Source organism: Mesorhizobium sp. M0239, from assembly GCF_040321815.1.
GTDB lineage: Bacteria > Pseudomonadota > Alphaproteobacteria > Rhizobiales > Rhizobiaceae > Mesorhizobium.
This window is the reverse complement of record NZ_JAMYSG010000003.1, coordinates 78,139-90,743: the sequence shown is the minus strand read 5'-3', so window position 1 is coordinate 90,743 and position 12,605 is coordinate 78,139. Positions and strand designations below refer to the sequence as shown.

Below are 12,605 nucleotides of genomic sequence, written 5' to 3'. Positions count from 1 at the left end.
GTCAAAGAACCGGACGTCGGTTCAGTGCCGCAGCCGTTCAGGTTCGAAGGCGCCAGCAATCACCTTTTCACGCATACGGTCGAGCAGGGCAAGGGCCGAGGTCTCGCCATTGGCACGCAACATCTCGCCGAAGGCTGTTTCGAGCGCTGCTTCGGCGATGATCTCGGGCTCTATCCCGGCGGAGAGACCTTCCGCCCAGGCCTCGCTGTGGCTTTCCACGGCGGTCAGGCGTTTTTCTTCCCTGACCAGCGCGTCGATGTCGTTGACACCATGTTCCATAAGCGAATGTCCACCCTTTCAAGCTGCGATCCATCGATGTGGATCAGGCCTGATCTGTTCATTTCACACGCAGGGGCAATTAAGTATTTGTAAATACGACATTTTTTTGATCGTCTTTTACAAAGCCCGATTGCCTTGTGCGAAGCTGCGTTCAGCTCGAGTCAAACTTAGCCGATTGGGGCGGCCTGCGGGGCGAAAACCTTCAGTTTGAGTTAATTCCGCTTTCGCGCGGTAAGGTTTCGTTAATACTGTTGCAGAAGTGCAACATGAGGATTGCACCAAGATATCGCCTGGCACAAGCCGATATATCGGCTGTGCCCAGCAATGATCCGGATAGTTGTTGATGAGCGAATGCCTAGTTGCCGTAACGCGAGGCGATATCGCGAGACAGCGTCTCGCCTTCCTTCATGTAGCGGCTGATGGCTTCGGTCGCCGAGGGCGTGCACCTCGTATAGGTGCCGCCGAAGGAGCGGTAGCCGCGATTGAAGCTGGCGATGAAGCGGGCGCGCCGCTCGGCGTCCGGATTTTCCGAATCGAGCAGTTTTGTCATCTCGACACGCCACTGGTCGCCCTTCTCGCCGCACAGATTGCGCAGGAAATGCAGCGAGCCCAGAACCTCCGCCAGCCGCATCAACCCAGGCTCGAACGGCGATTCGGCGCTGAGCGCGGGCCGTATCGAAACGGTCGCACCGACCGCAAGACACACGGCGAGGAGCATGGACGGACGGTTCATAAGCCTTCTCTACCCAACGGCGTGGCTCTGCCAAACAGGATAAGTCTTTGTGGCGAAACAATTTGTCGCCTGCAAGGCGGTTTTCAGGGCTTCGGCCCGTCGTCTCCGTCCGGGTCCAACAAGTCCTCGGCCACGGCGAACACCGAGCCGGCGAGCGGCAATGCCGCCATCTCACTGAGCATATAGAAGGCCGCCGTCTCTGCATCGTCGCTGGCTACGGCCTCGCCGCCGGCATAGGCGGCGCCGAAGACCGTGAGGAGATAATCGACCGGGTGGCTGTCATCCCTGCCGTCGATGTGGATTTCCCGCAGCGGGCGGTAATCGGTGGCCCGCAAGCCGGTCTCTTCCAACAGTTCGCGGACCGCGGCCTGTTCCAGCGTCTCACCGGCTTCGACCTTGCCACCCGGAAAGGCATAGAGCCCTTGCGATGGTTGCCGGGCGCGCTTGACCAGAAGCACGGCATCCGCGCGTATGACGGCGACCGAAACTGCCGGAACTATCTTGCGCGCTTCGTTCACGGGTTCCCGATCAGGCGTGTAGGCAGGTCTGTTGTGGATCGCCCAGTATGGGCAAGCTTTAGCGGTTGCGCAACGCCGGTTGCATCGCCACTTTCAAGCTGAACCATTCGAAGGACGCCAATCGACCATGTGCGGACGTTTTGCCTTGACCGCGACGCCGGACCAGACTGCCGCGTTGCTAGGCTTGGCGGAACTGGAGGATTTCCCGGCGCGCTACAACATCGCCCCGACCCAGCCGATCCTGATGGCGGTCGCCGGCCCCCCGCGGGCGCCGGGCTCCAATCAGCCGGACCGGCAGCCAATGCTGGTGCGCTGGGGGCTGATCCCGACCTGGGTGAAGGACACACGCGAGTTTCCGCTGCTGTTCAACGCGCGCTCCGAAGGGGCTGCCGAAAAGGCGTCGTTCAAGGCCGCCATGCGCCATCGCCGCGCCTTGGTGCCGGCGTCCGGCTTTTATGAATGGCGGCAAACCGGCGGCAAGAAAGGCCAGCCTTACTGGATACGCCCAAGGCATGGCGGGCTGGTCGCCTTTGCCGGCTTGATCGAGACCTATGCCGAGCCGGGCGGTTCGGAAATGGACACCGGCGCTATCTTGACCGTCAACGCCAATGCCGACATCGCCCATATTCACGACCGCATGCCGGTGGTGATCGATCCCAGGGATTTCGCCCGCTGGCTGGATTGCCGCACGCTCGAGCCGCGCGATGTCGCCGACCTGTTGCGGCCGGCACAGCCTGATTTCTTCGAGGCAATTCCCGTCTCCGACCTCGTCAACAAGGTCGTCAACACCGGACCGGAGATCCAGGAGCGGGGCGAGATCGGGCCGGAGCCCGAAAAAGTCAAGCGCCAGAAGCCCGGCGCGGACGACAGTCAGCTGACGTTGTTTTAGCTGAGCTGTTCTTCAGGGCCGCATGTCAGCGCCCTCATGCCTGGCACCTTTGGCGCCAGCCACACACTGCTTCAGGCAGCGCGGGGCGATACGATCTTCTGCGCCGGCTTCTTCTTCTTCGCGGTGTGGAGAAGTGCGGCGACGATCGCGGCCGGGCCTATGGCGCGATAGTGGTTGGCCAGCGCCGGTTGCTTGGCGCGATTGGATTCCTGCTTGCTTCGGAGCATGTCTCTCTTCCCAGGTAACATTTTCGTGTCTGCGTTTGATGGCCGATTCTGACCAAATCGTGACGCCTGCTGATCTAGCCGGCGAATGTTTCATGACTGTGCCGACATGTTTAATAAAATGTTTCAGTGGCTCATTACCTGTGATCCAGCGACGTTTTTGCCGAAACTAGCGACTTGACGGCAACACTCGCCAAGGCGATAAAGCCGCCCATGAAAACGTCTTTCGCCATTTGTGGCATTTGCATTATTGGCTAGCCTCGCGCTGGTCCGGACGTTTTCGCCTCATCTTTCCCCAGATTGGACAAACGCCCCGGCCAGCAGGCTGGAGCCTGATTTGCGTCTTGGCGCGGGCTGGCTCCATCCAGATGAAAGATCTGAAACGGGAAGGCACGAATGTCTGACGCATCGCAGGGCCTGCGCCTCTACAACACGCTGACGCGGACGAAAGAGGATTTCGTCCCGATCGATCCGCTGAACGTGCGCATGTATGTCTGCGGTCCGACCGTCTACGACTTTGCCCATATCGGCAATGCCAGACCGGTGATCGTCTTCGACGTGCTGTTCCGCCTGCTGCGCCAAGTCTATGGCGAGGCGCACGTCACCTATGTGCGCAACATCACCGACGTCGACGACAAGATCAACGCGCGCGCTCTGCGCGACTTCGGCGGCGAGATCGCTTCCGGAACACTTTCGCTCAACGAGGCGATCAGGCGGGTCACCGAAAAGACCGCCGACCAGTTCCACAGCGATGTGGCGGTTCTCGGCTGCCTGGAGCCGACGGTCGAGCCGCGCGCCACCGAATTCGTCGAGCCCCGCGCCGACGGCAAAGTCGACATGATCACCTTGATTCAAAGCCTGATCGAACGCGGCCATGCCTATGTTGCCGCGGGCGAAGTCCTGTTCGATACGGCGTCGATGCCGGACTACGGCCAGCTGTCGAAGCGCAATCTCGACGAGCAGCAGGCTGGTGCTCGCGTCGCCGTCGACGCGCACAAGAAAAATCCCGGCGATTTTGTCCTGTGGAAGTTGTCGTCGCCGGAGGAGCCCGGCTGGAATTCGCCATGGGGCAGGGGTCGGCCGGGCTGGCACATCGAATGCTCGGCAATGTCGGCCGCCTATCTTGGCGAGGTGTTCGACATCCATGGCGGCGGCCTCGACCTGATCTTCCCGCACCATGAGAACGAGATCGCCCAGTCGCGCTGCGCCCATGGCACGGACGTGATGGCCAACATCTGGATGCACAACGGCTTCCTGCAGGTCGAAGGCCAGAAAATGTCGAAAAGCGTCGGCAATTTCTATTCGATCAACGAACTGCTGGAGACCGAGACCTTTGGCGGCCGCAAATGGCCGGGCGAGGTGCTGCGGCTGGCGATGCTGATGACGCACTACCGCGAACCAATCGACTTTTCCGTGCGCAAGCTGGAAGAGGCCGAGAACACGCTGCGCAAATGGAAGCGAGTAGCTGATGGAGCGCGTTATGAAACGGGCCCCCCTAGCAGCTTTGTTAAGGCACTTTCGGACGACCTTTCGACACCTCAGGCCTTTTACATATTGGCGGAGCTCGTTTCAGACGCGAGCAAAGGTCTGGGGTCGGAGGGCTCAGAAACGCCCTTTGTTGAAATTGATGGCGATCCAATAGACGTCGAATTTAAGTTGAATGCCGCTGCTGAGGTAAAGGCAGCTTTGTTATTTCTTGGTTTTGACTTTGCGGAAGCAAAAGTTGCCGAACATGCCATTGTTGAGGCAATTGAAACCCGACTTGCCCTCATAGCGTCGAAGAACTGGGCCGAGGCCGACCGCATCCGCGACGAACTGCTGGCGCAAGGTGTACAGTTGAAGGACGGTAAGGATCTGGTCACTGGCGAGCGAGTGACGACGTGGGAGGTCAAGCGGTGAGGTTGGCGCGAAACACTTTTGAAAGGTTGGCGGAGACCCTGGTGACAGCCGATCTCCCCCCTTGCGGGGGAGATGTCCGGCAGGACAGAGGGGGGTGTGAAGGAACGCCATCGTTTCTGTTTGCCTACCCTCGTTTCGACCGTTTCCTGAGAAGGCAGCGGTCTCCAATTGATAAGCGGGCGGGACAGCACCCCCCTCTGCCCTGCCGGGCATCTCCCCCGCAAGGGGGGAGATCAGCCCTCGTCGCCGATTTCGCTAATCACCGGCGAAGGGGTGTTTGATGGGACACGATCTCGTTCCGCAACGACACCGCCGGAATGCAAAATCCATGCGTCGCGTCATGACCGATGCGGAGTTGAAACTTTGGAATGAGTTGCGTGCTCACCAGCTTATGGGGATGAGCTTTCGACGGCAGGTGCCGATCGGACCTTATATCGTTGACTTTGCTTGCTCGGCCTATCGTCTCATCGTCGAGGTAGACGGCAGCCAGCATGCGGATAGCGAAAATCTACAACAAGACGAGACACGCAGCGCATATTTTAAGAGCAGTGGCTGGACCATCCTGCGCTTCTGGAACGACGACGTCATTCGCGATATCGACAATGTCTGCCAGCACATCGTCATCGAGGCCGGCCTGGCCGCTGCCGAAGTGCTGGCGATCGAACCAGCTAGGGAGGCAATTTCATGATAGACCATCTTGGCATCACCGTTGCCGATTTCGATGCTTCGAAGGCTTTCTATGACAAGGCGATGGCGCCGCTTGGTGCAGCGCTCCTCTACATGGTGCCGCTGGAATACACCGGCGGCGCCAAGGTCGGCGGCTATGGCCGTGACCGGCCGGTGTTCTGGCTGAGTTCGGCCAAGGACAAGCCCAGGGATCACCAGCACGTCGCCTTCACCGCGCGCAGCCGCGCCGAGGTCGATGCCTTCCACGCAGCGGCACTTGCTGCCGGTGGCAAGGACAATGGCGGGCCGGGCCTGCGCCGGCATTATCACCCGAACTACTATGGCGCCTTCGTCTTCGATCCCGACGGCAACAATGTCGAAGCCGTCTGCCATGCGCCGGAGTGAGCCGAGATGAGCCTCGACAACCGGCCGATCTACACCGGCGGCTGCCAGTGCGGCGCGGTGCGCTTTCGCGTTGAAGGCGCGCTCGGCGACGCTTCGGTCTGCCATTGCCGCATGTGCCAGAAGGCGTTCGGCTCGTTCTATGCGCCGCTGGTTTCGGTGCGTGGCGCCCGGCTCGACTGGACGCGCGGCGAGCCGAAATACTTCCGCTCCTCCAACCATGTCGATCGCGGTTTTTGCGCCGATTGCGGCACGCCGCTGACCTTCACCGCGCCGGACGGCGTTGGCCTCGCCATCGGCGCGTTCGACAATCCGGCGGAGATCGTGCCGCTGATCCAATGGGGTGTCGAGGCAAAGCTGCCTTATGTCGATACGATCCCGCAATTGCCGGGCGAGGAGACGATGGCCGACGTGTCGTCGGCCTCTTATCTGGCCGATCTCGTCTCCTACCAGCATCCGGACCACGACACCGAACAATGGCCGCCGAAGGAAAGACCATGACCGAGACAGTAAGAACTGGCGGCTGCCAATGCGGCGCCGTGCGTTTCCGCATTCATGGGGCGCTCGGCCGTCCCTCGATCTGCCATTGCCGGATGTGCCAGAAGCAGTTCGGCTCGTTCTTCGGTGCGCTGGTCACGGTGCCCAGGGATGGCGTCAAATGGACCCATGAAGAGCCAAGCTATTTCCAGTCGTCGGTCAACATCGATCGTGGTTTCTGCGCCCGCTGCGGGACGCCGCTGACCTACCGGCAGCCCGGTGGACTTGAGATCGCTATCGGTGCCTTCGACGACCGCTCAGATCTCGCCCCGCAGATCCAGGTCAACTACGCCGCGCGGCTGCCCTGGGTGGAGACGATCTTCGATCAGCCCGTCCACCAGGATCCCGACTACTATAACAGGCAGGAATCCATCATCTCCTTCCAGCACCCCGACCATGAAACAGCGGACTGGCCGACCAAAGGTTTGCAACTATGAGCAGTCAATTGCGTACCCTCTATCCCGAGATCGAGGCCTTCGAGTCCGGCATGCTCGATGTCGGCGACGGCCATCAGGTCTACTGGGAACGTTCCGGCACCAAAGGCGCCAAACCGGCGGTGTTTCTGCATGGCGGGCCGGGCGGCACCATCTCGCCAAAGCACCGGCGGCTGTTCGACCCGAAGCTCTACGATGTCATCCTGTTCGATCAACGCGGCTGCGGAAAATCGACGCCCAATGCCTCGCTCGAAGCCAACACGACCTGGCACCTGGTCGCCGACATCGAACGCCTGCGCGAAATGGCCGGCTTCGACAAATGGCTGGTGTTCGGCGGCTCCTGGGGGTCGACGCTGGCGCTCGCCTATGCCGAAACGCACCCCGAACGCGTCAGTGAGTTGGTGGTACGCGGCATCTACACGCTGACACGTGCGGAACTCGAATGGTACTATCAGTTCGGCGTCTCGGAAATGTTCCCGGACAAATGGGAGCGCTTTCTGGCGCCGGTCCCGGAGGCCGAGCGCGGCGACATGATGGCTGCCTACCGCAAGCGGCTGGTCGGCACGGATCGCAAGGCGCAGATCGAAGCCGCCCGCGCCTGGAGCCTGTGGGAGGGCGAAACGATCACGCTGTTGCCGGAACCGGAGACCAGTGGACCGTTTGGTGAGGACGACTATGCCATTGCCTTCGCCCGCATCGAAAACCACTATTTCGTCCATGCCGGCTGGCTTGAGGAAGGGCAGCTGCTGCGCGACGCGCACAAGCTGAGCGACATTCCCGGCACCATCGTCCATGGCCGCTACGACATGCCGTGCCCGGCGCGCTATGCCTGGGCGCTGCACAAGGCCTGGCCGAAGGCGGATTTCCATCTGATCGAGGGCGCCGGTCATGCTTATTCGGAGCCGGGGATTCTGGATCAACTGATCCGGGCGACGGATCGGTTTGCAGGGAAGATATAGTCGATGCACGGCGATCCTTCACACCCCCCTCTGTCCTACCGGACATCTCCCCCGCAAGGGGGGAGATTGGATGTCGCCTTCGCTTTCGCCAATCGCCGACGATGCAGGACCAGCGCTATCGTCAAAGCTGCCGATCTCCCCCCTTGCGGGGGAGATGGCCGGCAGGCCACAGGGGGGTGCTCAAGCACCTTGCTGTCATGAAAAAGGAAAGACTGTTCCTCTTCGACACCACCTTGCGCGATGGCCAGCAGACGCCGGGCATAGACTTTTCCGTCGAGGACAAGATCGCTATCGCGAAACTGCTCGACGCTTTCGGCCTCGATTATGTCGAAGGTGGCTATCCCGGCGCCAACCCGACCGACACAGCCTTCTTCCAGGAGAAACGTACGTCGCGCGCCAAATTCGTCGCCTTCGGCATGACCAAACGGGCTGGGGTGTCAGCTTCCAACGATCCCGGCCTTGCGTCACTCGTGCAATCCAAGTCGGATGCCATCTGCTTCGTCGCCAAGAGTTGGGACTACCATGTCCGTGTCGCGCTCGGCTGCACCAATGAGGAGAACCTCGACGCCATCAAGGCCTCCGTCGAGGCGGCGATCGCCGCCGGCAAGGAGGCGTTGGTCGATTGCGAGCATTTTTTCGACGGCTTCAAGGCCAATCCCGATTATGCGCTGGCCTGCGCCAGGACCGCCTGTGATGCCGGCGCGCGCTGGGTGGTGCTGTGCGACACCAATGGTGGCACGCAACCCTCGGAAGTCCGCGCCATCGTCGAGAAGGTTATTTCATCAGGTATTTCAGGCGATTATCTCGGCATCCATGCTCATGACGACACCGGCCAGGCAGTGGCGAATTCCCTCGCCGCTGTCGAGGCCGGCGTGCGCCAGATCCAGGGCACGCTCAACGGCATCGGCGAGCGCTGCGGCAACGCCAATTTGATCTCGATCGTACCAACGCTGGCGTTGAAACCGGCCTTCGCCGATCGTTTCGAGACGGGCATTTCGGCTGAGGCGCTGACCGGCATTTCGCGCCTGTCCCGCGCCTTCGACGAACTCCTGAACCGCGCCCCGGAAGCGCAAGCGCCCTATGTCGGGGCCTCTGCTTTCGCCACCAAGGCGGGCATCCATGCCTCCGCGCTGGCCAAGGAGCCGGCGACCTATGAGCATGTGCCCCCGGAAACGGTCGGCAACCGCCGCCGCGTCATGGTTTCGGACCAGGGCGGCAAGGCCAATTTCCTCGCCGAGTTGAAGCGGCGCGGCATCGACGTGCCGAAAGATGATCACCGGCTCGACGCGCTGATATCAGTGGTCAAGGAGCGCGAGGCCGAGGGCTACGCCTATGAGGGCGCCGATGCCAGCTTCGAGCTCCTGGCACGCAAGATGCTGCACGGCCTACCGGAGTTCTTCAACGTCACCTCGTTCCGCTGCATGGTCGAGCGCCGCTTCGACGCCAACGGCCAGCTGAAGACGGTCTCCGAAGCGATCGTCAAGGTGGTGGTCGACGGCGAGGAGAAGATGTCGGTGGCCGAGGGGCATGGCCCGGTCAACGCACTCGACATCGCGCTGCGCAAGGACCTTGGCAAGTTCCAGAGCGAGATCGCCGACATGGAACTGGCCGACTTCAAGGTGCGTATCCTCAATGGCGGCACCGAGGCGATCACCCGCGTTCTGATCGAATCGCATGACGGCACCGGCGCGCGCTGGTGGACGGTCGGCGTTTCCGAAAACATCATCGACGCCTCGTTCCAAGCGCTGATGGATTCCATCGTCTACAAGCTGATGAAGAACCGCGAGATGGCCGGACTGGTGGCCGCCGAATAGGGTTGAACCATCAGCGAAAGTCCATTGATCCATCAGAACTTTGCGATGGTCTTGCCAAGGTGGCTGGGCCATAGCGTTGGCCCATGGCCACTGAAACAATCACCCTGGATGCGGATTCCAAGGCCCGTCGCGGCTTCCTGCTGGCACTGGGGGCCTATCTGCTATGGGGGCTGCTGCCTTTTTACATGAAGGCGGTCGCTCATCTGCCGCTCGCCGAAGTCATTGCCCATCGCATCGTCTGGTCGGTGCCGATCGCCGCCGCCGTCCTGATCTGGGCCGGCCGCACGGCGGATTTCAAGGCGGCACAGCGTTCGCCGCGCACCATCGCCATGGCCGCGCTGACGGCTGCGCTGATTTCGGTCAACTGGGGCATCTATGTCTGGGCGATTGCCGTCGACCGCACTGTCGAGACCGCGCTCGGCTACTACATCAATCCACTGGTCAGCGTCGTTGTCGGCGCGCTGCTGCTTGCCGAGCGCCTCGACCGGCTGCAGATCGCGGCGGTGGTGCTGGCGGCCGTCGCGGTCGCGGTGCTGACCATCGAGGGCGGCAAGCTGCCCTGGGTGTCGCTGGCGTTGGCTTTTTCCTTCGCCGCCTACGGCTTCTTCCGCAAGACGCTGCCGATCGGACCGAGCCAGGGATTTTTGCTCGAAGTGCTTCTGCTGTCGGTGCCGGCACTTGGCTACATCGTTTATCTCATCGCGACCGGGCAGGACCACATCGTATCCAGCAGCGGTGCCGATAGGGCGCTGCTGATCGGCTGCGGTCCAGTCACGTCGATACCGCTGCTGCTGTTCGCCTTCGGCGCCAAGCTGCTGCGCCTGTCAACCATCGGCATCATGCAATATATCGCGCCGACCATGGTGTTCCTGATCGCCGTTCTGATCTTCGACGAGCCTTTCGGCACCACCCAGGCGATTGCGTTCGCGCTGATCTGGGCGGCCTTGGCGGTCTATTCCTGGTCGATGTTGACGACAGCGCGCCGCGCCGCGCCGCAGCCCGCACGGTAAGGAGTTTCGATGTACCTGCTGCATATCGCCAACAAGAACTATTCCTCATGGTCGCTGCGGCCCTGGGTGTTGATGCGCGCGCTGGATATCCCATTCGAGGAGCGGCTGACGCCATTCCCGACCGCATCGAGCTGGGAACTCTACCGGTCGTTTTCGCCCAGCGGCCGGGTGCCGTGCCTGATCGAGGACGGCTGGGCGGTCTGGGATTCGCTGGCCATCGTCGAATATCTGGCCGAACGCCACCATGGCGTGTGGCCCGTCGAAGCCAAGGCGCGCGCCTGGGCACGCTCGGCCGCCGCCGAGATGCATTCGAGCTTCACCGCATTGCGCGGGGCATGCCCGATGAGTTGCGGCGTGCGGGTAAAGCCGTTCCCGATGTCCGATGGGCTGAAGCAGGACCTTTTCCGCCTCGGTGACCTCTGGAATGATGGTCTTGCCCGTTTCGGCGGGCCGTTTCTGGCCGGCGCTCATTTCACCGCCGTCGACGCTTTCTTTGCTCCGGTGGCGTTCCGCGCCCAGTCCTATGGGCTCCCCTTCGAGGGTGCGGCTGCGGCTTATCCGGCGCAATTGCTTGCTCTACCGGCGATGCGCGAATGGTATGCGGCTGGCCTTGCCGAAATCTGGCGCGAGTCCGATCACGAAGCGGAAGTGGCCGCCGCCGGCACAGTCATCGAGGATCTTCGCGCCACGGCGTGATAGCCGCCGGCGGGTGCTACATCTGTCCGAGCCGCCTGACAAAGAGATAGGTCGCTCCCGCGATTACCATCGCTACCGCCGTCACCACCCAGAAGCCCATTGGCGTGTCGACCAGCGGCAGGCCGCCGACATTCATGCCGAACAGGCCGGAGATGATGGTCATCGGCAACAGCACCGCCGTCATCACCGACAGTACGTACAGCAGCCGGTTCGACTGCGTTGTCAGCTTGGCCATCAGCTCGTCTTGCAAAAGCCGGGCGCGGGCCTGCAACTGCTCGCCGTCATAGTGCAGCGTCTGCGCACGATGCGACAGCCGCGCCGCCATGTCGTTGATGGAATCCGGCAGGTCGTTGCGGTGCGAATGGTCGAGATGGCGAAACAGATTGGTCAGCGTCGCCATCTGCCGGTGGATCACCACCAGGTGCCGGCGCGCGTCGACCAGCGCCTGCCGCTCATTGTGCCATGCGTCGCAGACGATGCGATCCTCGATGCCGTCGAGACTGTCGCCAAGTGCCGCAAGTTCGGCCACCATGCCGTCGAACGACTGGCCGACGACCGCCTCGATCAGCGCGGCCGGCGAGCGGAATTTGCGCGATCCGTTCTCGATCGCCTTGCGGATGTTATCGACAGACTGCAGCGGCTGCTTGCGGGCGCCGACCAGCATGGTGTCGTTGAGGGCGAAGCGGAAATGGCCAAGTCCGCCCGCTTCCGCCGAATAGTCATGGCGCACATCCGGCAGGTCGCCATAGAGCCAGTCGTCCTCGAGGTCGATGTGGCAGCCATGGCTGGCGGACAGGAAAGCTTCACGCACCGGTGCCGGCAAAGCCTGATCGGTGCCGATCTCATGGCGAGCGCGCATGTCGGAAAGCTGGTAGCTGCGCCATGTCCAGTGCGCGGCGGCGGCGTCCCTGGTTCGCACGCCCTCAGCGGTGAAGTGATAGATGAAGAACAATCCGTGCTCGTCGGGCAGGTAGGGCGACAGGTCGGTGCCTTCCGGGGCGACAGTGATATCCATGGGGGCGGTGCCAGATGCATGTTCCGAAGATGGCACCGCACGGCGGCTGCCTGGCCTTGATTTCTAGCACGAGCGAACCCGGTTCCGTGTGACGGTTTCTTGACAGCCGATCACGGTCTGTCGATCACCTACGTCAATCCGGTGGTGACGGCCTTCGCCACCCCCGGATTGTGTCCCTGTCAGTGCTTCGGGCCGAAGCCGGGGTAGGGCTTTAGGGATACGATTGCGGCAATGTCCATCATGCCGGCCTTGACCAACGGCAAGGTGGCGAGGTGGGCGCGAACCTCTGCATCATCGGCTGCCTCGAACATCATGCCGCTGCCCGGGATGTCGCCTCGGTTCCACATCTGGCGTACCGCGCCTTCGGCATAGAGCGTGCGCCGCTGTTCGGCTTCGCCGGGTAGAAGCGGAGCGAAATCGGCATCGGCAAATTTTTCGGTGTTGCGGGTGAGAAGGGCAAAGAACTGCATGGCGGTCTCCTTTGGTTGGAATGGCCGAATTATCGCTCCCGCCGGTCAGACTGTCCAAGA

The 12,605-nt window shown here is 61.9% G+C and carries 16 protein-coding genes; 10 read left to right on the top strand and 6 right to left on the bottom strand.

All coding sequences use genetic code 11. The features are described 5' to 3' along the window. Window positions 1-21: 21 nt before the first annotated feature. The 3 genes from NKI99_RS03625 to NKI99_RS03615 all read right to left on the bottom strand — a co-directional run bounded on the left by NKI99_RS03625 (window position 22) and on the right by NKI99_RS03615 (window position 1,530). A complete protein-coding gene (locus NKI99_RS03625) occupies window positions 22-279 on the bottom strand; it encodes a hypothetical protein (protein WP_008874920.1) in 258 nt (85 codons plus the stop codon). Between the two features lie 355 nt (window positions 280-634). After that, window positions 635-1,012 carry a TIGR02301 family protein gene (locus tag NKI99_RS03620; protein WP_013532565.1) on the bottom strand — a complete coding sequence of 126 codons (378 nt, stop codon included), beginning with the start codon at window positions 1,010-1,012 and terminating at the stop codon, window positions 635-637. Between the two features lie 83 nt (window positions 1,013-1,095). Then, a complete protein-coding gene (locus NKI99_RS03615; protein ID WP_352609798.1) occupies window positions 1,096-1,530 on the bottom strand; it encodes an NUDIX hydrolase in 435 nt (144 codons plus the stop codon). Window positions 1,531-1,657: 127 nt separating this feature from the next. On the opposite strand from NKI99_RS03615, the gene NKI99_RS03610 reads away from it, so the two are divergent. Then, complete coding sequence (locus NKI99_RS03610; protein WP_352609796.1) at window positions 1,658-2,419, top strand: SOS response-associated peptidase; 762 nt, start codon at window positions 1,658-1,660, stop codon at window positions 2,417-2,419. 71 nt (window positions 2,420-2,490) lie between these two features. On the opposite strand, the gene NKI99_RS03605 is transcribed toward NKI99_RS03610, so the two are convergent. Further along, a complete protein-coding gene (locus NKI99_RS03605) occupies window positions 2,491-2,646 on the bottom strand; it encodes a hypothetical protein (protein ID WP_023812894.1) in 156 nt (51 codons plus the stop codon). Window positions 2,647-3,039: 393 nt separating this feature from the next. Between NKI99_RS03605 and cysS the strand changes: the two genes are divergently transcribed. From cysS to NKI99_RS03560, 9 genes are all read left to right on the top strand, one after another. Next, complete coding sequence (gene cysS / locus NKI99_RS03600; RefSeq protein WP_023812895.1) at window positions 3,040-4,542, top strand: cysteine--tRNA ligase; 1,503 nt, start codon at window positions 3,040-3,042, stop codon at window positions 4,540-4,542. Window positions 4,543-4,822: 280 nt separating this feature from the next. After that, entirely contained in the window at window positions 4,823-5,230 is a 408-nt protein-coding gene (locus NKI99_RS03595) for an endonuclease domain-containing protein (RefSeq protein ID WP_023812896.1), read from the top strand. Continuing rightward, on the top strand, window positions 5,227-5,613 hold the full coding sequence (locus NKI99_RS03590; RefSeq protein WP_023812897.1) for a VOC family protein: 387 nt from the start codon (window positions 5,227-5,229) through the stop codon (window positions 5,611-5,613). The genes NKI99_RS03595 and NKI99_RS03590 overlap by 4 nt, the downstream gene beginning before the upstream one ends. A 6-nt stretch (window positions 5,614-5,619) precedes the next feature. Then, window positions 5,620-6,111: a GFA family protein gene (locus tag NKI99_RS03585; protein WP_023812898.1), complete on the top strand. Its 492-nt coding sequence runs from the start codon at window positions 5,620-5,622 to the stop codon at window positions 6,109-6,111. After that, window positions 6,108-6,584 carry a GFA family protein gene (locus NKI99_RS03580; protein WP_023812899.1) on the top strand — a complete coding sequence of 159 codons (477 nt, stop codon included), beginning with the start codon at window positions 6,108-6,110 and terminating at the stop codon, window positions 6,582-6,584. Before NKI99_RS03585 ends, NKI99_RS03580 begins: the two co-directional genes overlap by 4 nt. Then, window positions 6,581-7,540 carry a prolyl aminopeptidase gene (gene pip, locus NKI99_RS03575; protein ID WP_023812900.1) on the top strand — a complete coding sequence of 320 codons (960 nt, stop codon included), beginning with the start codon at window positions 6,581-6,583 and terminating at the stop codon, window positions 7,538-7,540. Before NKI99_RS03580 ends, pip begins: the two co-directional genes overlap by 4 nt. A 197-nt stretch (window positions 7,541-7,737) precedes the next feature. Continuing rightward, window positions 7,738-9,354, top strand: a complete 1,617-nt coding sequence (gene cimA, locus NKI99_RS03570) for a citramalate synthase (RefSeq protein WP_352609793.1) — start codon at window positions 7,738-7,740, stop codon at window positions 9,352-9,354. An 83-nt stretch (window positions 9,355-9,437) separates the two neighbouring features. After that, the gene (gene rarD, locus NKI99_RS03565; protein ID WP_352609792.1) at window positions 9,438-10,364 is read left to right on the top strand and encodes an EamA family transporter RarD; all 927 of its coding nucleotides are present in this window, start codon (window positions 9,438-9,440) and stop codon (window positions 10,362-10,364) included. Between the two features lie 9 nt (window positions 10,365-10,373). Continuing rightward, window positions 10,374-11,060 carry a glutathione S-transferase family protein gene (locus tag NKI99_RS03560; RefSeq protein WP_023812903.1) on the top strand — a complete coding sequence of 229 codons (687 nt, stop codon included), beginning with the start codon at window positions 10,374-10,376 and terminating at the stop codon, window positions 11,058-11,060. A 16-nt stretch (window positions 11,061-11,076) separates the two neighbouring features. On the opposite strand, the gene NKI99_RS03555 is transcribed toward NKI99_RS03560, so the two are convergent. After that, window positions 11,077-12,075, bottom strand: coding sequence for a transporter (locus NKI99_RS03555; protein WP_352609789.1), 999 nt, complete (start codon window positions 12,073-12,075; stop codon window positions 11,077-11,079). A gap of 179 nt (window positions 12,076-12,254) precedes the next feature. Next, window positions 12,255-12,545, bottom strand: a complete 291-nt coding sequence (locus NKI99_RS03550) for a muconolactone Delta-isomerase family protein (RefSeq protein ID WP_128303053.1) — start codon at window positions 12,543-12,545, stop codon at window positions 12,255-12,257. Window positions 12,546-12,605 lie beyond the last annotated feature (60 nt).